Source organism: Acidimicrobiales bacterium, assembly GCA_036399815.1.
Taxonomy (GTDB): domain Bacteria; phylum Actinomycetota; class Acidimicrobiia; order Acidimicrobiales; family DASWMK01; genus DASWMK01.
In genome coordinates this window covers 16,165-36,243 of record DASWMK010000110.1, presented here as the reverse complement: position 1 = coordinate 36,243, position 20,079 = coordinate 16,165, and the positions used below count along the sequence as shown (strand labels likewise).

The window sequence follows — 20,079 nt, the reverse complement described above, 5'->3', positions numbered from 1 at the left end:
ACCACCACCCCCGGGGGCGCCGTGCCGAAGGTCGAGATCTAGTACGAGTCCGGACAGAAGGGCGGGGGCCCGGCGAAGACGGCGTCGAGGGTCGCGAGGTCGGAGGGCCGGTCGGCGGCGACCAGCCCGGCCACCGAGAGCGCCGTCGCCCCGGCGTAGCCGCTGAAGAGCGGGGCGAGGCCCCGCGGCCCGAGGCGGACGGCGCCCGTGCCGCCCGGCTCGAGGCGCCCCTCGCCGCCGTCGACGACGAGGCGCCACCGGCCCTCGTGCCACGGGCAGTCCGGGTCGGCCAGCTCGAGGTCGACGGCGGCCCGGACGACGGCCGGGAACCCCCGCGCCGCCACCGCGGCGGGAGCGTCGACCACCCGCATCATCGGCCGCAGCTCGGAGGGGTAGCGGGCCACCGGCTTGTCGTCCTGCTCGGGCAGGAGGAGGACGAGCGGGTGCTCGGGCGGGGCCCTGAACCAGGTCGTCGCCGCCTGGGTGGACGACGAGCCGACGATCCGCCACAGCGCGCACGCGTGGTCGGCGGACGTGGCGACGACCTCGTGGACGCCGAGGTCGTAGTCGACCGCGGCCGGGACGTGGCGGTAGCGCACGTACGCCGCCACCCCGCCGTCCGCCCCGTCGACGACGTAGACGTGGCTCGCCCGGAAGTCGTCCCAGAGGGTCTCGTCCCACCACCCGGCCGGTCGGTCGAGGTGGCCGTGGCGGGTCGGCGCCACCCGGGCGTAGCAGGCCTCGAGCGCGGCCCGGTCGTCGACGGTCGCCCGCCTGGCCACCACGCCGGGGGCGCGAGGCAGCGACAGCAGGGCGCGGGTGGCGACCGAGCGCTCCGACCACGTGCCGGCCACCTCGAAGCCGGCGCCCCGGTACAGCCGGGTGGACGCCGGGTACAGCCCGGCGACCGCCTCCCCCCGCTCCCGCATGGCGGCCAGCGGGGCGACCGACACCAGCCGGCCGAGCCCCCTCCCCCGATGCTCGGGGGCGACCGCCACCGGCGAGTAGCCGCCGAGGGGCACGCGCCGCCCGCCGAGGAACACCCCGAACGGGCGCACCTGGGTGGCGGCCACCGGGGCGCCGTCGACGAAGGCGGCGACGATGCGGGACCGGTCGGCCCGCTCGACCAGCCGGCGCACGACGTCCTCGCCGGCGTCGAAGGCCTGGGCGAACATGGCGCCGATGCGCTCGACCTCGCTGTCGTTCCCCGGCGTGCGCACCTCGGTCGTCACCGGCGGATCGTAGGCTGGCCCCGGATGGCCTCCCCCCGGGTTTCCTACGAGGACCTGCACGAGTGGGTGTCGTTCGAGGACCCGGAGGAGGACCGCACCTGGGTCTTCGACGTCACGTTCCTCACCAGCTCCTGGACGTGCATCTTCGGCCGGGGCTGCCCGGGCGTGCTGACCGGCCCGGCCCCCGAGCTCGAGCACGGCTGCTGCTCCTACGGCGCCCACTTCACCGGCGAGGAGGACGTCGCCAGGGTCGAGCGGCTGGCCGCCGAGCTCACCCCGGCGGAGTGGCAGTTCAGGGCCAAGGCCCGCCGCTACGGCGGCGTCGCCCGCCGGACGAGGGAGGGGGCGACGGTGACCCGCCAGGTCGACGGGGCCTGCATCCTGCTCAACCGGCCCGGCTTCCCCGGCGGGGCCGGCTGCGCGCTGCACCGGGCCGCCCTCGGCCGGGGCGAGCGGCCCCTCGACTGGAAGCCGGACGTCTGCTGGCAGCTGCCCCTGCGCCGCGAGGACGAGACCGACGACCACGGGCACGTCACGTCCACCCTGCGGGAGTGGAAGCGCCGGGACTGGGGCCCGGGCGGGTTCGAGTTCCACTGGTGGTGCACGGACAGCCACGAGTCGTTCGCGGCCGGCGACCGGCCGGTGTGGCAGGGGATGCGCGACGAGATCGTCGAGCTGGTGGGTGAGCCGGTCTACGACCTGCTGGCGACCTACCTGGCGGCCAAGGCGTCGGCGGGGGCGCTGCTCCCCCACCCGGCGTCACGGCCCCGCCGCCGCTAGCGGGAGCGGCGGCGCTCCTGCTCGCGGAGCAGGCGCTTGCGCACCCGGATGGCCGACGGCGTGACCTCGACCAGCTCGTCGGCGGCGATCCACTCGATGGCCGTCTCCAGAGTCAGGGCCCGGGGCGGGGTCAGCCGGATGGCCTCGTCCGAGGCGTGGGTCCTGATGTTGGTCTTCTGCTTCTCGCGGGTGACGTTGACGACCATGTCGCCGGGGCGGGCGTTCTCCCCGACCACCATCCCCTCGTAGACCTGCTCGCCGGGGCCGACGAACAGCACGCCCCGCTGCTGGAGGTTGTCGAGGGCGTAGCCGGTGGTCACGCCGGCCCGGTCGGCGATCATGGCGCCGCCCTGGCGGCTCGGGAGGTCGCCGGCCCACGGCACCCACCCGGCGTGGTGCTGGTGGATGAGCGCCGTGCCCCGCGTCGCCGTGAGCAGCAGCGAGCGGAACCCGAGCAGGCCCCTGGCCGGGGCCTCGACGGTGACGATCGTGCGGCCGGTGTCGCCCGGGCGGAGGTCGGTCACCCGCCCCTTCCTCGGGGCGACGGCCTGGGTGACGGTGCCGACGTGGTCGTCGGGCACGTCCACGACGGCCCGCTCGAGGGGCTCGTGGCGGGCCCCGCCGACCTCCCTCGTCAGCACCTCGGGCCGGCTGACCTGGAGCTCGTAGCCCTCGCGGCGCATGGACTCGATGAGCACGGCCAGCTGGAGCTCGCCCCGACCGGCCACCTCGACGAGGTCGGGCGAGCCGGCGTCGTCGAGGCGGATGGACACGTTGCCGAGCGCCTCCCGCTCCAGCCGCTCCCTGACGTGGCGGGAGGTGACGTAGCGGCCGTCCCGTCCCGACAGCGGCGACGTGTTGGCCCCGAACGTCATGCGCAGGACGGGCTCGTCCACGGCGAGGCGGGGCAGCGGGCGGGGGTCGGCCGGGTCGGCGAACGTGTCGCCGATCTCGACCTCGGGGAACCCGGCCACCACGAACAGGTCGCCGGCCGCCGCCTCCTCGACGTCGACCCGGTCGAGGCCCACGAAGCGGAGCAGGGCGGCCGGCCGGCGCCGCAGGGGCGGCTCGTCGCCGTCGCCGAGGAGCACGACCTGGTCGCCCCGGCGCAGGGTGCCCTCGTGGACCCGGCCGATGCCCAGGCGGCCCAGGTAGTCGGAGGCGTCGAGGTTGGTGACGAGCGCCTGGAGCGGGGCCGCCGGGTCGCCCTGGGGCGCGGGGATGGCGTCGAGGATGGCGTCGAGCAGCGGGGTCAGGTCGTCCTCGGGGCCGGGCACGCCCACGCCCTTCACGGCCCGCCCCTCCCTGGCCACGACCGACAGCACCGGGAAGTCGAGCAGGTGGTTCGGGGCGTCGAGGTCGAAGAACAGCTCGTAGACCTCGTCGAGCACCTCGGTCGTGCGGGCGTCGGGCCGGTCGACCTTGTTCAGCACGACGACGGCCGGCAGCCCGGCGGCGAGCGCCTTGGAGAGGACGTAGCGGGTCTGGGGCAGCGGCCCCTCGGCGGCGTCGACGAGCAGCAGCACGCCGTCGACCAGGGCGAGGGCCCGCTCGACCTCGCCGCCGAAGTCGGCGTGCCCCGGCGTGTCGACGAGGTTGACCCGCACCCCCCGCCAGGTGATCGACGCGGCCTTGGCCAGGATCGTGATCCCCCGCTCCCGCTCCTGGTCGTTCGAGTCGAGGACGCGGTCGACGAGGGTCTCGTTGGATCGGAACAGCCCGGTGGCCCGGAGCAGGGCGTCGACGAGCGTCGTCTTGCCGTGGTCGACGTGGGCCACCAGGGCGACCGAGCGGAGCGCCGGGGCCGGGGTCACGGGGAACCGAGCCTACCGGCCCCCGGCTGGATCGAGACCTCCCGGGTCAGCCCCGGGTGTCGTCGTCCTCGTCGTCCTCGTCGTCCTCGTCGAAGGCGCCGTACCGAGCCGCGATCTCCGCGTACTCGTCGTCCTCGTCGCGGTCGTCGTCCTGGTGGGGGCGGAGAGCCGGATCTTCGAGGAGGAAGTCCGGCCCGACCTGCTTCAGCTTGCGCGCCTCTTCGAAGCGCCGATGACGACCCTTCTTCACGGGGCCACTGCTCCCGACTCGACCGATGGCCAGCGCCAGAGTGTACCGCCCGGCGGGGCGGGGACCACGGGCATGGACCGTAGCATCACGCGATGCCCGAACCGTGGTGGAAGGCCGCCGTCGTCTATCAGATCTACCCACGATCCTTCGCCGACGGGAGCGGGGACGGGGTCGGCGACCTCCAGGGCATCCGGTCCAGGATCGACCACCTGGCCGGCCTCGGCGTCGACGCGCTGTGGCTCTCGCCGATCTACCGGTCGCCCATGGCGGACTTCGGCTACGACGTCAGCGACCACTGCGACATCGACCCCGTGTTCGGGACCCTCGACGACTTCGACGCCCTGCTGGCCGACGCCCACGCCGCCGGCATCAGGGTCCTCCTCGACTTCGTCCCGAACCACACCTCCGACCGGCACCCGTGGTTCCAGGCGGCCCGGTCGGGCCGGGACGACCCCCACCGCGACTGGTACATCTGGCGCGACCCGCCCGCCGGCGGCGGCCCGCCCAACAACTGGCGGGCGGCGTTCACCGGCGGGCCGGCCTGGACCCTCGACGAGGCGACCGGCCAGTACTACCTGCACCTGTTCCTGCCCGAGCAGCCCGACCTGAACTGGGCCAACCCCGAGGTGGTCGAGGCCATGCACGGGGTGCTGCGGTTCTGGCTGGACCGGGGGGTCGACGGCTTCCGGGCCGACGTCGTGCACGGGATCGGCAAGGACCCGGCCCTGCCCGACGTGCCCCCCGAGCTGGCCGACACGCCGTACTCGTCGCTCAACGACCACGAGTCGACCCACGAGCTGCTCCGGGGGATGCGCCGCCTGCTCGACTCGTACCCGGGCGACCGGATGATGGTCGGCGAGGTCTACCTGCTGTCGACGGCCAAGGTGGCCCGCTACTACGGCGACGGGGACGAGCTGCACCTCTCGTTCAACTTCCCGCCCCTGTTCACCCCCTGGGACGCGGGGCAGTGGCGCCACCGCATCGACCGGGTGGTCGAGGAGCTGGGGCCCATCGACGCCTGGCCCACCTGGGTGCTGTCCAACCACGACAACGCCCGCCACCGCACCCGCTACGGGTCCGAGGCCAGGGCGAGGGCGGCCGCCGTGCTGCTCCTCACCCTGCGGGGCACCCCGTTCCTCTACCAGGGCGAGGAGCTGGGGCTCGAGGACGCGGAGATCCCGCCCGGGCGGGTGGTCGACCCCGGCGGGCGGGACGGGTGCCGGGCGCCGCTGCCATGGGCGCCGGACGGGCCGTGGCACGGCTGGCCGGCGGAGCCGTGGCTGCCGTTCCCGCCCGAGGCCCAGACCCGCAACCCCGAGGTCGAGCGGAAGGACGAGGGGTCGATGCTGGCCCTCTACCGGCGGCTGCTGGCCGCCCGCCGGGGGTCGGAGGCGCTGCGCCTGGGCGACTGGTCGCCGCTCGCCTCCCCGGGAGCCGTCCTGGCCTACGAGCGGACGAGCGGCGCCGACCGGCGGGCGGTGGCGATCAACTTCACGTCGGAGCCGGTCGAGTGGTCCCCGCCCGGGGCCATGGTGGTCGAGGTGTCGACCGACCCCGCCGCCGAGGGTGCCCCGCCGGAGACGACCCTCGCCCCCGACCAGGCGGTGCTGCTCCGGCCGGCGTGACCCTCCGCCGCCGGCGCCGTCAGATGACGATCCGGAAGACGGCGATGCCGTCGCGCCCCCCGAAGGGGTCGTACCGATCGCCCGCCACGACGGCGCCGGCCGGGGTCACCGCCAGCGCCCGGAGGGGGAAGTAGCGGGACGGGAAGCGGACGAGCCCGGTGCCGCCGAAGGTCTGGTCGGGGTGGCCGTCGACCCGGAGGCGGAGGAGCACGGGCACCTCCCCGCTCGCCCCCGTGCCGGTGTGGTCCTGCCCCAGGACGAGCACGCCCCCGTCGGGCTGGACGGCGACGGCGTTGCCCTGGTCGAACAGGTTGCCCAGGGGCGCGACGAAGATCCCGTCACCGGAGAAGCGGGCGTCGAGCGCGCCGGTCGCGTCGAAGGCGGCGACGAGGAGGTCGTCGTTGTGGCGGTTCACCTTCCCCGACCCGGTGGCGAAGAACCCGCTGCTGTGGCGGGCCACCCCATGGAGCTCACTGCCCGCCCCGTACGCGTCCACCGTGGCGACGCCGTCGCCACCGCCGAACGCCGGGTCGGGCGACCCGTCGGCCCGCAGGGCGAAGAGGGCCGGGACCCCGTCGGCGTCCCCGGCGACCACGACCCCGCCGCCGGCCGTCGCAACGACGTCCCAGCCACCGAGCCCGGGGAGCTCGACGACGCCGTCACCGTCGAAGGCGGCGTCGAGGTCGCCGTCGGCCGTCAACCGGACGACGGCACCGGCGGCGCCGAACCCGATGGTCGCGACGGCCACCCCGCCGTCGTCCAGGACGGCGACGGCATCGACGGACTGGATGCCGTCCAGGTAGACGACGACCCAGCCGTCACCGCCGCCGAACGTCGGGTCCAGCGAGCCGTCGGCCAGGTGGCGGACGACGAGGACGTCCCCGCCGTCCCCTTCTTCGGGCAGGTCGGTCGAGCCGGCGGCGACGATCGTCCCATCGTCGCGCCGCGCGGCGGCGGCGTAGCCCGTCGCCCGGCCGCCGATCCGCACGCCGACGACGCCGTCCCCCCCGCCGAAGGTCCGGTCGAGCCGGCCGTCCGGTCCGTAGCGGACGAGCACCCCGCCGAGCGCCCACTCGGAGCCGGCGACGAGGACCCCGCCGTCGGGCAGGGCGAGGACCTCACTGGCGCGCTGGTCATCGCCGAGGTCGAGGGTGGCGACACCGTCGCCGCTCCACGACGGGTCGAGCGCACCCGGGGACACCGCGACGCCGACGGCGAGGACCGCCGCCGCTGCCAACACCGATCCCACCATGGCCGCCTCCTTCCGGGCAGATAGTGACAGATCGGCGCAGTACGGCGCGAGGTGCGCCCTCACCGCGGCCGGCCGCTAGAGGGGCAGGTGGCTGCGGCGCTCGAGGAGGAGGCCGCCGTGGCCGTCGAAGGCGACGGCGGCGTCGCCGGCGACCAGTCGGCGGATCGGCTCACCGGCCAGCTGGGCCCGCCAGCCGGTGGCGAGGCGGGCGTCGGCGTCGCCCCGCAGCAGGGCCTCGATGTCGGCCCGGGTGGCGAGCAGGGCGGTGTCGAGGCGTAGGGTCCTCGCCAGCTGGCTGACCCAGGCCGACACCAGCGTGACGGCCGGGCGCAGCTCGCGGCCGGCGTCGACCAGCCGGGGCTCGCGCAGCTGGTCGGGCCGCAGGGCCAGGCCGGCCTCCACGGCGGCCAGGATCTCCCGGCCGAGGGGCCCCCGCACCTGGCGGTCCTCGATGCCCCGCACCGTCCGCAGCTGGTCGAGGGTCCTCGGCGGCCGCTGGGCGATGGCCACGAGCGCCAGGTCGGGCAGCACGAAGCGCACCGGCTGGTCGATGGCGGCGGCCCGCCGCTCCCGCCACGCGGCGAGCGCCTGGGCGACGCCCCGGGACGAGCCCCGCAGCGCCCTGGCCTCCTTGATCCGGAGCCACGCGTCCTCGGGAGGGCGGGGCCCGTAGTCCCTGGTCCGCGCCTCCTCGCACTCGGCGAGCGCCCACTCCAGCCGGCCGCAGGCCCCGAGCTCGTCGACCAGCCGGTCCCGCAGGGCGAGGAGGTGGGCGACGTCGGCGGCCGCGTAGTCCTGCTGGTCGGGCCCGAGCGGGCGCCGGAGCCAGTCGGTCAGGCGGTCGCCCTTCGGCAGGCGGACGCCGAGCATCTGCTCGACGAGGGCGGCGAGCGACGGGGTCGACATGCCGACGAAGCCGGCCGCCAGCTGGGTGTCGAACAGGGCCGACGGGACGGCCCCGCACTCCTGGAGGAGCACCTCGAGGTCTTGGGCGGCGGCGTGCATGACCGCCGTGCCCGGCCCGGCCAGCACCTTGGAGAGCGGGGCGAGGTCGACGGCGAGGGCGTCGACCAGCACGATGCCGCCCGGCCAGGCGAGCTGGACGAGGGCGACGCGTGGGAAGTAGGTCCGCTCCCGGTGGAACTCGGTGTCGACGGCGTAGGCGGACTCGTCGGCCAGCGTGTCGACGACGTCGGCGAGGGCCTCGTCGTCGTCCACCCAGCGGGCGAGTGGCCCGTCGCCGCTCACCCGGGTTGGTCGCCGGTGCGCACCGGGCGCTCCCCGCCGTCGGCCCAGGCGAGCATCCCGCCGGTGACGTTGACGGCGTCCACCCCCTGGGCCCGGAGGAACTGGACGGCCCGCGCGCTGCGGGCGCCGCTGCGGCAGATCACGTAGACCGGCCGGTCGGTGGGCACCTCGGCGGCCCGGTCGGCCACCTCGCCGAGGGGCACGAGGTGGGCGCCGGCGATGTGCCCGTCGTCGCGGTACTCGTCGGGCTGGCGGACGTCCAGCAGGTAGCCGCCCCCGGCCAGCCGGTCGGCCAGGGTGGCCACGTCGATCTGCGGGAGGTCCATCCCCGCAAGGGTAACTCCCCGTCCGGCACGGACGGTCACGGCGCGTGCAGGTCGTGGGGGGTGTCGGCGTCGGCGACGGCCGCCGGATCGGGCACGGCCACCTCGAGGACGACCAGCCCGGCCGCGGCGCGGTGCACGGCCCGCTCCCCCGCGGCCAGGGCGTCGGCGAGCGGGCCGGCGCAGCGCCGCCGCCAGGCGCCGAACAGCCACTGCCGGCGCCCGTCGACCACGGCGACGGCCGCGTCGGCGGACGGGTCGCCGGCCAGGGCGGCGACGACGGCGGCGACGGCGGCCCCGTCGGCGGCCGGGAGGTCGCAGGCGAGCACGGCGACCGGGTCGGCCGGCGCCCGCCGCAGCGCGGTCACGATCCCGCCGACCGGGCCGAGGCCGGGCTCGTCGTCGGGCACGGCGGCCAGCCCGGCCCGGCGCAGGCCGTCCACGTCCCCGCCCACGGCCACGACGTCGACGGCGCCGGCGGCCCGCAGCGCAGCCGCGGCGACCGCGGCCAGCGGCCGGCCGCCGACGGGGAGCAGCGCCTTGTCCCTGCCCATCCGCCGGCTGGCGCCCCCGCAGAGGACGGCGCCGGCGAGCTCAGCCGCCGTAGTTCATCCTCGTGTCCTCCATGCGGAGGACCTCGACGTCCTCGGGCCGCTGGAACCCGCAGTCGACGACCTCGCCCACGAAGAACGTGTGGGAGCCGGCGTCGACCTCGGTCGTCACCCGGCAGTCGAGCCAGGCGGCGGCCTGGTCGAGCACGGGGGCGCCGGTCGGGCCGTCGTGGTACGGGAAGCCGTTGAGCGTCCTCGCCACCGGGTCGACCTCGACCGGCTTGGTGAACTTCCGGACGATCGTCCGGTCCTCGCGGCTCAGGATGTTGAGGGTGAAGGACCGGCCGTCGGCGATCAGCCGGTGGGTCAGCGCCTCCTTCTCGACCGAGATGCCGAGCAGCTTGGGGTCGGTCGAGACCTGGGTGGCGAGGTTGAGGGTCATGCCGTTGCGGCGGTCGCCGGCCCGGCTGCCGACGACGTAGAGGCCCGACGGCATCGTCCAGAGCACCCGGCGGCGGCGCTTGTCGTACTCCTCCGGGTCGGCGCCGTCCGGGACGGGGCCGACGATGCCGGACTGGACGGGCATCCCTACCCCTCCCACTCGGGGTCGAGCTGGCGCAGGAAGACGGCGCAGCGCTCGGCCTCCTCGGCCTCGCCGATGCGGGCCGCCGTCCGCCGGAGGCCGTCGAGGGCGCGCAGGAAGCCCCGGTTGGGCTCGTGGCGCCAGCGCACGAACCCGGAGCCCCGCCAGCCGTTGCGGCGGAGGCGGTCGAGGCCGCGGTGGTAGCCGACCCGGTAGCAGGCGTACGCCTCGGCGTCGTCCCCGGCGAGGTCGCCGAGCCTCGCCCAGGCGTCGAGGAAGGCCGGCCAGCGGGTGGCGACGGCCGCCACCCGGTCCCGCCGCTCGCCCTCCGGCGCGGCGAGCGCCTCGTCGAGGGCGGCGAGCGCGGCGGCCGGCTCCGGGTCGAGGACGGTCTCCGGCGGCCCGGACGGGGTCAGCGACACGGGGTCGGGCATGGCGCCGAGGCTAACGACCCCGGCGCGCGGCCAGGGCCGCCGCCGTCGCCTCCCTCGCCGTCGCGATCAGCGCCCCGGCCCTCGTGAGGTCGTGCGGCCGCACCGCGGGCGGGTCGCCGGTCGGCAGCAGGACGGCCTCGACGCCGGCGGGCAGCACGGCCAGCTCCCGGCGCAGGCGGTGGCGGCGGGCGACCCAGTAGGCGGCGACGGCCGCGTCGAGCGGGCGGCGGGGCGGCCGCCTCGGCCGGTCGACGGTGCCGACGGTGAGCACGTAGAGCAGGTCGGCGCCGAGCTCGACGGCCCGGCCGACAGGCACGTCGTCGACCACCGCGCCGTCCACGAGGCGCCGGCCGTCGAGCTCCACCGGCGGGTAGACGGCGGGGACGGCGCACGACGCGAGCAGGGCGTCGACCAGCGGCCCGTCGGCGAACCAGGCCGGCGCGGCCGCCTCGAGGTCGGTGGCCACGCAGTGGAAGGGGACGACCAGGTCGGCGAAGGACCGGCCGGCGAGGAACTCCTCGACGACCGCCCGCAGGCCGGCGAGGGTGTGCACGGCCTCGCCCCGGCGGGCGAGGGCCACCGTCGTCGACAGCCACCGGCTGGGCAGCACGTCGCGGCCGTCGAGCCCCTTCCACAGGGTCGCCAGCCGGTCGAGGCAGTCGCCGGTCGGGTCGGACGCGAACGCCGCCCCGTTGAGCGCCCCGACCGAGCAGCCGACGACGAGGTCGGGCCGCACGCCCTCGTCGGCGAGGGCCTGGAGCATCCCGACCTGGATGGCGCCCAGGTTGCCGCCCCCGCCGAGGACGAAGGCGACCGTCATCCGGCCCGGGCGACCGCCCGGCGGACGAAGTCGGCGAACGCCTCGGCGTGGCTCGTGTGGCCGCCGTGGCCGGCGCCGTCGACCACGACCAGCTCGGCGCCGGGCGCCGAGGCGGCCAGGCGGCGGGCCGCCTCGCGGTGGTGGGCCGCCGACTCGGTGCCGTGCCCGGCCACGACGGGGACGGGGAGCGCCCGGGCGTCGTACGGGGCCACGCCGTTGCGGACCATGTGGAGGTCGGCGATCAGCGCCGGCCCCTCGGCCCTGCGGTCGGCCTTGGTCCGGGGCGGCAGGCGCTCCCACCTGGCGTCGCCGACCATGCGGCGCATGAACACCTCGGCCGCCCCGGCCGGGTCGGCCACCGCGGCGGCGAGCGCCGACCCTCCCGCCGTCACCGGCGGCCACCACGGCTCCCAGGGCATGGGCGCCTCGAAGGCGCCGACGGCGCGGACGAGGTCGGGGCGGCGCTCGGCGGCGACCAGCGCGATCACCCCGCCGATGCTGTGCCCGACCACGACCGCCGGCCGGCCGCCGGCCACGTCGAGCACGTCGGCGGCGTGCACGGCCACGTCGGCCACGGCCGGCACGCCCACCGACCGCCCGTAGCCCCGGCGGTCGAAGCGCACGACGTGCAGGTCGGCCAGCCGCCTGGCCGCCTTGGCGAAGCTGGTGGCCCGGTCCATCGACCCGTGCACGAGGACGACGGTCGGCCCGTCCGGGTCGCCCTCCTCGACCACCCACAGCCCGGTGGCGGCGTCCAGGGTCACAGGCGGCGGCGCAGTGGGTGGTCCTCGGGCACCTCGACGAGCACCAGCGCCAGCCCGTCCGGGTCGGCCACCCAGCACTCGCGGAGGCCCCACGGCTTGGTCTCGGGCGGGGCGACCACGGTGACGCCGAGGCCGGCCAGGCGCTCGTGCTCGGCGTCGACGTCGGGCACCTGGAGCCAGAGGCTGACGTCGCCGGCGCCGAGCGGCCCGCGGTGGTCGCCGGGCTGGGCCAGCAGCTCGAGGAAGCCGCCGCCGAGGAACAGGACCGTCCCGGTCACCCGCCCGCCGGCGCCGTACTCGCGGTAGACGCGGAGGCCGATGACCTCGGTGTAGAAGCGGAGCGACGCCTCGAAGTCGTGCGGCCGGAGCAGCACCCGGCTGGAGAGCACCTCCACGGCCGGGGGACGCTAGCGGTGGGCCGCGGGGCCGGGCCTCAGGACCGGGGGACCTTGCTCCAGGGCAGCTCCTTGTCCACCCGCACGTCGCCGGGGAGGCCGAGGACCCGCTCGCCGAGGATGTTGCGCATGATCTCGGAGGTGCCGCCCTCGATCGAGTTCGCCCTCGACCGGAGGAACATCTTCCTGGCGTCCCTGCCGCCGAGGCCCACCTCCTCGGGGCGGACCATGTCGTAGCTGCCGTACAGCATCCCGTCCGCGCCCATCAGGTGGATGCAGAACTCGTAGATGCGCTTGTTCAGCTCGGCGAAGGCCAGCTTGGCGGTCGACCCCTCCGGGCCGGGGGTGCCGAGGCGGCGCATCTGGGAGGCCCGCAGGTTGGTCAGCCTCGTCACCTCGGCCTCGATCCAGAGGCGCACGAGCTCGTCGCGGCGGGCCGGGTCCGAGTGGCCCCCCTCCTTCCACAGCCGGACGGCCTCGGCGATCGGGCCCGAGCCCCTGGGCGCGACGGCGCCGCCGATCGACACCCGCTCGTTCATCAAGGTGGTGATCGACACCCGCCAGCCCTCGCCGACCTCACCCAGCCGCTCGCGGTCGGGGATGCGGACCTCGGTGAAGAACACCTCGTTGAACTCGGCCTCGCCGGTGATCTGGCGCAGCGGCTTGACCTCCACGCCCGGCGCGTGCATGTCGACGACGAAGTAGGTCAGCCCCTTGTGCTTCGGCTGCTCGGGGTCGGTCCTCGCCACGAGCATCCCCCACCTCGCGAGGTGGGCGAGGGTGGTCCACACCTTCTGGCCGCTCACCACCCACTCGTCGCCGTCCCGGACGGCCCGGGTGGCGAGGGAGGCGACGTCGGAGCCCGCGCCGGGCTCGCTGAACAGCTGGCACCAGATCTCGTCGCCGGTGAACAGCGGCCGGAGGTAGCGGCGCTTCTGGTCCTCGCTGCCGTGGGTGACGACGGTGGGCGCGCCCATGCCGTGGCCGATCGGGTTGCGGAAGAACGCGTTCGGCCCGCCGGCGGCGGCCACCCGGTGGTCGACCAGGCGCTGGAGGCCGGGGCCGAGCCCGAGCCCGCCGTGGCCCTCGGGGAAGTGGACCCAGGCCAGCCCGAGGTCGAACTGGGCGCCGAGGAAGTCGCGGGGCGGCGTGGTGGCCGGCGGGTGCTCGGCCAGCAGCCGGTCCACCAGGGCGGCGACCCGCTCCTCGTCGGTGCGGGCGGGCGCGGCGTCGACGGCGGTCATGCGTGCAGCCTCCGAGAAGTTGACCGGACGGTCAAGACAGTACCCCGCCCGGGCCGGCGTCAGTTGAGGCGGGCCCTGGCCCGGACGGCGGCGACCCGGTGCTCGCTGGCCCGCTCCGGGTCGGCGCCCTCCAGGTCGTCGGCCAGGCGCTCGAGCTCGCCGGCGGCCAGGTCGAAGCGGCCGGTGGCGGCGAGCGCGGACGCCAGCGCCGCCCTGGCGTCGGGCTCCACGCCCGGGATGGCGGCCCGCAGCCGCAGCACCTCCACCAGCGCCCCTCGCGCCCCCGACGCCCGGTAGACGGCGGCCAGGTTGGCGAGCATCCGGGCGAGGATGGCCCTCGGCCCGACCGGCGCCAGCCAGGCCTCGTCCCACGGCGCGCCGGGGCCGTGGAGGGACCGGAACAGCCGCTCGCAACCCTGCCGGTCGAGCAACCGGCCGCCGTGGAACGGGTCGACGAACACCTCGTGGTCCACCCGGTCGCGCAGCAGGAAGTGGCCGGGCATGCCCACCCCCTGCACCGGCACCCCGATGCGCCGGCCGACCTCCATGGTCAGCACCGACAGGCTGATCGGGATGCCGCGGCGGCGGGCCATCACCTCGTTCAGGAACGAGTTGCGGGGGTCCTCGTAGGTGTCCCGGTCGCCCCGGAAGCCGAGGTCCTCGAACAGGTACGGCAGCAGGTGGTCGAGGGTCGGGCCCGGGCAGCCGGCGGCGATGGCGTCGAGGCGGGCCAGCTCGGCGGCCACCTCGAGGCCGGGGGTGGCGTGGGCGGCGAGCAGCAGCGCCGCCTCGTCGAGGGGCACCGCCCGCTGCTCCTGGCGGACGAGCCGGGCGAAGCGGGCAGCCGCCGCCGCGGGGTCCACGACCCCAACCGTACCGGCGGTACGGTCACCGGCCATGCACCCAGGCGTCCACGCCGCCGCCCGCCCCGACAAGCCCGCCGTCGTGATGGCCGGCACCGGCGAGGTCGTCACCTACGGCGAGCTCGACGCCGAGTCGTGCCGGCTGGCCCGGCTGTTCGCCGACCTCGGCCTCCGCCCCGGCGACCACATGGCGCTCATGGTCGAGAACCACCCGCGGTTCATGTCCGTGCTGTGGGCCGCCCACCGCTGCGGCCTCTACTACACGGCGGTCAGCACCCGGCTGACCCCGGGCGAGCTGGCCTACGTCCTGAACGACTGCGAGGCCAAGGCCTTCGTCACCTCGGCCGCCGTGCGGGACGTCGCCGCCGCGGTCGTCGGCGACACGCCCGGCGTGCGGGCCCGGCTCATGATCGGCGGCACCGCTGACGGCCACGACGCCTACGAGGACGCCATCGCCGCCTACCCGCCCGAGCCGCCGGCCGAGCAGTTCGACGGCACCGACATGCTCTACTCCTCGGGCACGACCGGGCGGCCGAAGGGGGTCAAGCCGCCGCTCACCGTCGCCCCGCTCGGCAGCCTGCCCGACGGCGTCACCCTGCTCTGCCAGGCCCTGTTCGGGATGGACGAGTCGTCCGTGTACCTGACGCCGGCGCCGCTGTACCACTCGGCGCCGCTGCGCTTCACGAGGGCGGTGCACAAGCTCGGCGCCACGGCCGTCGTCCTCGATCGGTTCGACCCGGTCGCCGCGCTCGACGCCATCGAGGGCCACCGGGTGACCCACAGCCAGTGGGTGCCGACCATGTTCATCCGGATGCTGAAGCTCCCCGAGGAGGAGCGCACGGCGCGGGACCTGTCCTCCCACCGCTGCGCCATCCACGCAGCCGCGCCGGTGCCCGTGCCGGTGAAGCGGCAGATGATCGAGTGGTGGGGCCCGATCGTCCACGAGTACTACGCGGGCACCGAGGGCAACGGGTTCGTCTACTGCAACTCGGAGGACTGGCTGGCCCATCCGGGCACGGTCGGCCGGCCGCTGATCGGGTCGGTCCACATCGTGGGCGACGACGGCGAGGAGGTGCCGGCCGGCCGGACGGGCACCATCTACTTCGAGGGCGGCGCCGAGTTCGAGTACCACAAGGACCCGGAGAAGACGGCCTCGGCCCGCCACCCGAAGGGGTGGACCACCCTCGGCGACATCGGCCACGTCGACGAGGAGGGCTTCGTCTACCTCACCGACCGCAAGGCCCACATGATCATCACGGGCGGCGTGAACGTGTACCCGCAGGAGGCCGAGAACGTCCTCGCCACCCACCCCAAGGTGGCCGACGTGGCCGTGATCGGCGTGCCCCACGAGGAGTTCGGCGAGGAGGTCAAGGCCGTCGTCCAGCCCCTGGCCATGGAGGACGCCGGGCCCGAGCTGGAGCGGGAGCTGGTGGAGTTCTGCCGGTCCCAGCTGGCCGACGTGAAGTGCCCCCGGTCGGTCGACTTCCGCCCGGAGCTCCCCCGCCACCCCACCGGCAAGCTCTACAAGCGCCTGCTGAAGGACGAGTACTGGGCCGGCCACGAGACGCGCGTCGTCTGAGCGGCGGCCGCCTCAGCCGGGCGGCTGCGACAGCGGGGTGCGGCCCGGGAAGCCGTCCTCGGGCCAGTGCCACCACGCCACCTCCGGCTCCCCCACCACCCAGCACAGCAGGTAGGACCGGCCGCTCGGCGACCGGGCGGGGAAGTCGACCAGCCCGCGGTCCACGTCGCGCAGCACGATGCCGTCGTCCTCGAGCTCGCCGAGCACGGCCCGCAGCGCGGCCTCGCCGGCCGCGCCGCGGTCGTCGCCGGGGCCCCGGCCGTTGCGCCGGACGAGCTCGGCGCGCGCCACCCGCGCCTCGCGCACGGAGCGCACGGCGTCCCTCGCCTGCTCGACGAGCGCGGCGACCCGCGCGAGGGCGGCGTTGGCCTCCGCCACCGTCCACTCCCGGCTCGCCACCGCGCCACTGTGACAGAACCGTCGCCGATGAACACCGTGTGGCCAGGAGGCGTCTGGTACGTTGCCGCGCAAACGGCCATGGAGAGGCGCCTCGCACGAGCGTGGCGTTCGAGCGTTTCCGGGGGGAGGTGCTCGGCCAGGGTGACGAGGTCCGTCCGCGACCGTCACCCGTCCGGTCGCGCGCATCCCGCCCCGGCGGACGATCCCGTCCTGAAAGGGGAATGGATGAACCGACGACACCGACCGCGATGGCGCCTGCTGGCGCTCCTGATGGCGCTGGCCCTCCTGTCGGCCGCGTGCGCCAACGACGACGGGGACGAGGGCTCGAGCAGCGGCGGCGGTGACGACGGGGGGGGTGACCAGACCGTCACGGTCTTCGGTCCCGAGGTGGAGCAGGAGGCCCAGGGCTTCACCGACTCGCTCGCCGACTTCGAGGAGGAGACCGGGATCACCATCGAGTACCAGGGCGACCGCAGCTTCGAGGAGCAGATCGGCGTCCGGGTCGACGGCGGGGACCCGCCCGACATCGCCATCTTCCCCCAGCCCGGCAAGATCAGGGACTTCCAGGACCAGCTGGTGCCGCTGCCCGACGACATCGTCGAGACCATCTCCGGGTCCTTCGACGAGTACTGGGTCGAGCTCGTCACCATCGACGGGAACGTCTACGGCGTCCCCAACAAGAGCGACCTGAAGAGCCTGGTGTGGTACTCGCCGGAGGCCTTCGCCGAGAACGGCTACGAGGTCCCCGAGACCCAGGAGGAGCTGCTCGCGCTGGCCGACCAGATGGTGGCCGACGGGAACACGCCGTTCTGCATCGGGCTCGGCTCCGACGCGGCCACCGGCTGGCCGTTCACGGACTGGATGGAGGACTACATGCTCCGGCTCAAGGGGCCGGAGGTGTACGACCAGTGGGTCAACCACGAGATCGCCTTCGACGACCCGCAGGTCGTCGAGGTCGGCGAGTACGTGATCGACCTGTGGTCCCGTGAGGGCTACGTGTTCGGCGGCCTCCAGAACGTCGCCGCCACGCCGTTCGCCGAGGCCGGCCTGCCGATCCTCGAGGGCGACTGCATGATGCACCGCCAGGCCAACTTCTACGCCGCCAACTGGCCGGAGGGCACCGAGATCGGCGAGGACGGGCAGGTCAACGCCTTCTACCTCCCGACGTTCGAGGACCAGGACTTCGGCACCGTCGTGCTCGGCGGTGGCACCTACGCCGCCGCCTTCACCGACTCGGACGCGGTGATGGAGGTCCTCCGCTTCCTGTCGAGCACGGAGTACGTCGAGACCCGGGCCGCGCAGCCCGTCGGCGGCTTCCTCTCGGCCAACCGGGACCAGGACACGAGCGCCTACGTCAACGAGATCGACCAGACGTTCGCGGAGATCCTGACCAGCGCGGACCCGTTCCGCTTCGACGCCTCCGACCTGATGCCGGGCGCCGTCGGGGCGGGCAGCTTCTGGACGGCAGCCGTCGACATCACGACGGGAGCATCGGACGTGCCGACCGCCTTCGCGGAGGTCGAATCGTCCTGGCCATCGGACTAGGAACGTCGGAGGGGCGCCCCTGAGCGGGGCGCCCCTCCGCTCGTCAGGAGGACCGAGTGGGACAACTCCTCTCCACGATCGTCAGCTCCGCCATCGCCATCCTGGCCACGGCAGCGCTGTTCGTGGCCGTCAACAAGCTGTTCGACCTGCCCCTCAAGAACTTCCGCCTGTTCGCCACGGTCGCCGGCGCCGCCCTCGGCGCGTTCCTCGGCCTCGTGGTCAACAGCGGCGGCTGGTTCCTCGGCGGGGCGCTCTGGCCGCTCGGCGGCGCCGTCGTCGGCGCCCTGTTCGGCTTCTTCGTCTGGGGACGGCGCAACCCGAGCAGGGCCAGGCGGACGGCGATCACGGAGCGGTCCAGGCCGGCCATCTTCCTCGCCCCGGCCCTCCTGTTCCTCTTCCTCACCCTCGTCGCCCCGACCATCAGGACCATCTACCTCAGCCTGCGCAACAGCAGCGGCGACGAGTTCGTCGGCCTCGACAACTTCCAGTCCATCTTCACCAACGACTCGATCTTCAACGTGAACGGCCTCGGCGACCTGGTGGGCAGCCGGCTGTTCTTCCTCGCCGTGCTCGTCATCGCCCTCGGGATCGGGTGGACGATCCTCTCCGGCACGAGGTCGAGGACGGGCGTCGACATGACGGCGCCGACCCCCGTGCTGGCCCTGCTGATCGGCGGCTTCCTCGTCGTGCTCGCCGCCGTCGGCTCGCTGCGGGCGGTGATCTGGAACAACGTCTACTGGATCGTCTTCGTCGTGCTGATCAGCACGGCCGCCGGGCTCGCCATCGCCGTGCTGGCCGACAAGGCCAAGGGCGAGAACGTGGCCAAGTCGCTGATCTTCATGCCGATGGCGATCAGCTTCGTCGGCGCCAGCGTGATCTGGCGGTTCGTCTACGCCTTCACCCCGGCCGGCCGCGACCAGATCGGCCTCCTGAACGCCGTGTGGGTCGGCCTCGGCGGCGAGCCCCAGGCGTGGATCCAGCAGCTCCCCTGGAACACCCTGTTCCTCATCGCCATCATGATCTGGATCCAGACCGGCTTCGCCATGGTCGTGCTGTCCGCGGCCATCAAGGCGGTGCCGACCGAGCTGACCGAGGCGGCCAGGGTGGACGGGGCGACGGCGCCGCAGATCTTCTGGCGGGTGACGATCCCCCAGATCCGCTCGACCCTCCTCGTGGTCGTCGTCACCCTCACCATCCTCGTGCTGAAGGTCTACGACATCGTCAAGGTCATGACCAACGGCGAGTTCGGCACGAACGTGATCGCCAACGAGATGTTCGACCAGGCCTTCATCGCCAGGAACCGGGGCGTGGGCTCGGCCCTCGCCGTCGTGCTCCTCGTCGCCGTCATCCCGATGATGGTCCTCAACGCCCGCCGCGTCCGCAGGGAGGCCCTCGGTTGACCACGAGCACGATCGAGCCAGTCCTCGCCCCCATCCCGCGGGCGCGCGTCGGGACCGGCGCCCGCGTCCACGGCGCCCTCGCCGCCATCCCGACCGGGGTCCTGTGGGTGCTCGTCGCCCTGTGGACCCTGCCGTCGATCGGCCTGCTGGTGTCGTCGTTCCGGGCCGAGGAGGCGGTCAAGACGACCGGCTGGTGGACGGTGTTCACCGACCCGTCGCTCACCCTCGACAACTACCGGTCGGTGTTCGAGTCGTCCGGCACCGACGCCGCCAACATGTGGCAGCACTTCCTCAACTCGCTGTCGATCGTGATCCCGGCGACCGTCATCCCGATCGCCTTCGCCGCCTTCGCCGCCTACGCCTTCGCCTGGATGGACTTCAAGGGGAAGCACTGGCTGTTCATCGGCGTGGTCGCCCTGCTGGCCGTGCCCCTCCAGATGTCGCTGATCCCGCTGCTCCAGCTGTACACGGGCGGCGCCCACCTGACCCTCGCCGGCCAGACCATCACCCTGTTCCCGAACCTCGAGCTGGCCGGGTCCCGCGAGGCGGTGTGGCTCACCCACATCGGCTTCGGCCTGCCCCTCGCCATCTTCCTGCTGCACAACTACATCAGGGGCCTCCCGAAGGACCTGTTCGAGGCGGCCAGGATCGACGGCGCCGACCACTTCACGATCTTCTGGCGCCTGGTGCTGCCGCTGTCGGTCCCCGCCCTCGCCGCCTTCTGCATCTTCCAGTTCCTCTGGGTGTGGAACGACTACCTGGTGGCGCTCACGTTCGTGGGCGCGTCGCCGGAAGACGCGCCGATGACGATCCGCCTCGCCACCCTGTCCGGCGGTCGCGGCCAGGACTGGCACCTCCTCACGGCGGCCGCGTTCGTGTCGACCGCCCTGCCCATCGCCGTGTTCTTCTCGCTCCAGAGGTTCTTCGTCCGCGGCCTGCTGGCCGGTTCGGTCAAGGGCTGACCCCAGCCCGACAAGG

Annotated in this window: 20 protein-coding genes and 1 pseudogene; 6 read left to right on the top strand and 15 right to left on the bottom strand. The window is 74.6% G+C overall.

Annotated elements, in window-relative coordinates:
• Positions 1–38: 38 nt before the first annotated feature.
• Entirely contained in the window at positions 39–1,232 is a 1,194-nt protein-coding gene (locus VGB14_07945) for a GNAT family N-acetyltransferase (GenBank protein HEX9992840.1), read from the bottom strand.
• 24 nt (positions 1,233–1,256) lie between these two features.
• Here VGB14_07945 and VGB14_07940 point away from each other — a divergent pair, with 24 nt between their 5' ends.
• Entirely contained in the window at positions 1,257–2,012 is a 756-nt protein-coding gene (locus VGB14_07940) for a hypothetical protein (GenBank protein ID HEX9992839.1), read from the top strand.
• Here the strand turns inward: VGB14_07940 and typA are convergent.
• The gene (gene typA / locus VGB14_07935) at positions 2,009–3,826 is read right to left on the bottom strand and encodes a translational GTPase TypA (GenBank protein HEX9992838.1); all 1,818 of its coding nucleotides are present in this window, start codon (positions 3,824–3,826) and stop codon (positions 2,009–2,011) included. The two genes, VGB14_07940 and typA, sit on opposite strands and share 4 nt — an antisense overlap.
• Positions 3,827–3,872: 46 nt before the next feature.
• Complete coding sequence (locus VGB14_07930; GenBank protein HEX9992837.1) at positions 3,873–4,076, bottom strand: hypothetical protein; 204 nt, start codon at positions 4,074–4,076, stop codon at positions 3,873–3,875.
• Positions 4,077–4,168: 92 nt separating this feature from the next.
• Between VGB14_07930 and VGB14_07925 the strand changes: the two genes are divergently transcribed.
• The gene (locus VGB14_07925) at positions 4,169–5,701 is read left to right on the top strand and encodes an alpha-amylase family glycosyl hydrolase (GenBank protein ID HEX9992836.1); all 1,533 of its coding nucleotides are present in this window, start codon (positions 4,169–4,171) and stop codon (positions 5,699–5,701) included.
• A gap of 19 nt (positions 5,702–5,720) precedes the next feature.
• On the opposite strand, the gene VGB14_07920 is transcribed toward VGB14_07925, so the two are convergent.
• From VGB14_07920 to VGB14_07870, 11 genes and pseudogenes are all read right to left on the bottom strand, one after another.
• Positions 5,721–6,953 (bottom strand): hypothetical protein, encoded by a 1,233-nt coding sequence (locus tag VGB14_07920; protein ID HEX9992835.1) that lies wholly within the window; start codon positions 6,951–6,953, stop codon positions 5,721–5,723.
• Positions 6,954–7,028: 75 nt separating this feature from the next.
• Positions 7,029–8,201, bottom strand: a complete 1,173-nt coding sequence (locus VGB14_07915) for an HRDC domain-containing protein (GenBank protein ID HEX9992834.1) — start codon at positions 8,199–8,201, stop codon at positions 7,029–7,031.
• Entirely contained in the window at positions 8,198–8,527 is a 330-nt protein-coding gene (locus VGB14_07910; GenBank protein HEX9992833.1) for a rhodanese-like domain-containing protein, read from the bottom strand. The genes VGB14_07915 and VGB14_07910 overlap by 4 nt, the downstream gene beginning before the upstream one ends.
• A gap of 35 nt (positions 8,528–8,562) precedes the next feature.
• Positions 8,563–9,099: pseudogene (locus VGB14_07905) on the bottom strand (molybdenum cofactor guanylyltransferase).
• Positions 9,100–9,118: 19 nt separating this feature from the next.
• Positions 9,119–9,661, bottom strand: a complete 543-nt coding sequence (locus VGB14_07900) for a flavin reductase family protein (GenBank protein ID HEX9992832.1) — start codon at positions 9,659–9,661, stop codon at positions 9,119–9,121.
• Between the two features lie 2 nt (positions 9,662–9,663).
• Positions 9,664–10,092, bottom strand: a complete 429-nt coding sequence (locus VGB14_07895; protein ID HEX9992831.1) for a DUF3151 domain-containing protein — start codon at positions 10,090–10,092, stop codon at positions 9,664–9,666.
• Positions 10,093–10,102: 10 nt separating this feature from the next.
• Positions 10,103–10,912: a patatin-like phospholipase family protein gene (locus VGB14_07890; protein ID HEX9992830.1), complete on the bottom strand. Its 810-nt coding sequence runs from the start codon at positions 10,910–10,912 to the stop codon at positions 10,103–10,105.
• Entirely contained in the window at positions 10,909–11,676 is a 768-nt protein-coding gene (locus VGB14_07885; GenBank protein ID HEX9992829.1) for an alpha/beta hydrolase, read from the bottom strand. Before VGB14_07885 ends, VGB14_07890 begins: the two co-directional genes overlap by 4 nt.
• Positions 11,673–12,071 carry a VOC family protein gene (locus VGB14_07880; GenBank protein ID HEX9992828.1) on the bottom strand — a complete coding sequence of 133 codons (399 nt, stop codon included), beginning with the start codon at positions 12,069–12,071 and terminating at the stop codon, positions 11,673–11,675. The genes VGB14_07885 and VGB14_07880 overlap by 4 nt, the downstream gene beginning before the upstream one ends.
• Before the next feature lie 38 nt (positions 12,072–12,109).
• Positions 12,110–13,315 carry an acyl-CoA dehydrogenase family protein gene (locus VGB14_07875; GenBank protein HEX9992827.1) on the bottom strand — a complete coding sequence of 402 codons (1,206 nt, stop codon included), beginning with the start codon at positions 13,313–13,315 and terminating at the stop codon, positions 12,110–12,112.
• A 59-nt stretch (positions 13,316–13,374) separates the two neighbouring features.
• Entirely contained in the window at positions 13,375–14,178 is an 804-nt protein-coding gene (locus tag VGB14_07870; protein HEX9992826.1) for a transglutaminase-like domain-containing protein, read from the bottom strand.
• A 34-nt stretch (positions 14,179–14,212) separates the two neighbouring features.
• On the opposite strand from VGB14_07870, the gene VGB14_07865 reads away from it, so the two are divergent.
• The gene (locus tag VGB14_07865; GenBank protein HEX9992825.1) at positions 14,213–15,757 is read left to right on the top strand and encodes an AMP-binding protein; all 1,545 of its coding nucleotides are present in this window, start codon (positions 14,213–14,215) and stop codon (positions 15,755–15,757) included.
• A 12-nt stretch (positions 15,758–15,769) separates the two neighbouring features.
• Here the strand turns inward: VGB14_07865 and VGB14_07860 are convergent, their stop codons facing one another.
• Positions 15,770–16,156 carry a DUF2203 family protein gene (locus VGB14_07860; GenBank protein ID HEX9992824.1) on the bottom strand — a complete coding sequence of 129 codons (387 nt, stop codon included), beginning with the start codon at positions 16,154–16,156 and terminating at the stop codon, positions 15,770–15,772.
• A 225-nt stretch (positions 16,157–16,381) separates the two neighbouring features.
• Between VGB14_07860 and VGB14_07855 the strand changes: the two genes are divergently transcribed.
• The 3 genes from VGB14_07855 to VGB14_07845 are packed head-to-tail and all read left to right on the top strand — an operon-like array spanning position 16,382 to position 20,063.
• On the top strand, positions 16,382–17,701 hold the full coding sequence (locus VGB14_07855) for an ABC transporter substrate-binding protein (protein HEX9992823.1): 1,320 nt from the start codon (positions 16,382–16,384) through the stop codon (positions 17,699–17,701).
• 56 nt (positions 17,702–17,757) lie between these two features.
• Positions 17,758–19,101 carry a sugar ABC transporter permease gene (locus tag VGB14_07850; protein ID HEX9992822.1) on the top strand — a complete coding sequence of 448 codons (1,344 nt, stop codon included), beginning with the start codon at positions 17,758–17,760 and terminating at the stop codon, positions 19,099–19,101.
• Positions 19,098–20,063, top strand: coding sequence for a carbohydrate ABC transporter permease (locus tag VGB14_07845; protein HEX9992821.1), 966 nt, complete (start codon positions 19,098–19,100; stop codon positions 20,061–20,063). The genes VGB14_07850 and VGB14_07845 overlap by 4 nt, the downstream gene beginning before the upstream one ends.
• Positions 20,064–20,079: the final 16 nt, after the last annotated feature.

Coding starts and splice junctions, on each gene's coding strand:
- VGB14_07865 (HEX9992825.1), top strand. CDS start 14,213: ATGCACCCAGGCGTCCACGCCGCCGCCCGCCCCGACAAGCCCGCCGTC.
- VGB14_07895 (HEX9992831.1), bottom strand. CDS start 10,092: ATGCCCGACCCCGTGTCGCTGACCCCGTCCGGGCCGCCGGAGACCGTC.
- VGB14_07920 (HEX9992835.1), bottom strand. CDS start 6,953: ATGGTGGGATCGGTGTTGGCAGCGGCGGCGGTCCTCGCCGTCGGCGTC.
- VGB14_07855 (HEX9992823.1), top strand. CDS start 16,382: ATGAACCGACGACACCGACCGCGATGGCGCCTGCTGGCGCTCCTGATG.
- VGB14_07940 (HEX9992839.1), top strand. CDS start 1,257: ATGGCCTCCCCCCGGGTTTCCTACGAGGACCTGCACGAGTGGGTGTCG.
- VGB14_07900 (HEX9992832.1), bottom strand. CDS start 9,661: ATGCCCGTCCAGTCCGGCATCGTCGGCCCCGTCCCGGACGGCGCCGAC.
- VGB14_07925 (HEX9992836.1), top strand. CDS start 4,169: ATGCCCGAACCGTGGTGGAAGGCCGCCGTCGTCTATCAGATCTACCCA.
- VGB14_07875 (HEX9992827.1), bottom strand. CDS start 13,315: ATGACCGCCGTCGACGCCGCGCCCGCCCGCACCGACGAGGAGCGGGTC.
- VGB14_07910 (HEX9992833.1), bottom strand. CDS start 8,527: ATGGACCTCCCGCAGATCGACGTGGCCACCCTGGCCGACCGGCTGGCC.
- VGB14_07890 (HEX9992830.1), bottom strand. CDS start 10,912: ATGACGGTCGCCTTCGTCCTCGGCGGGGGCGGCAACCTGGGCGCCATC.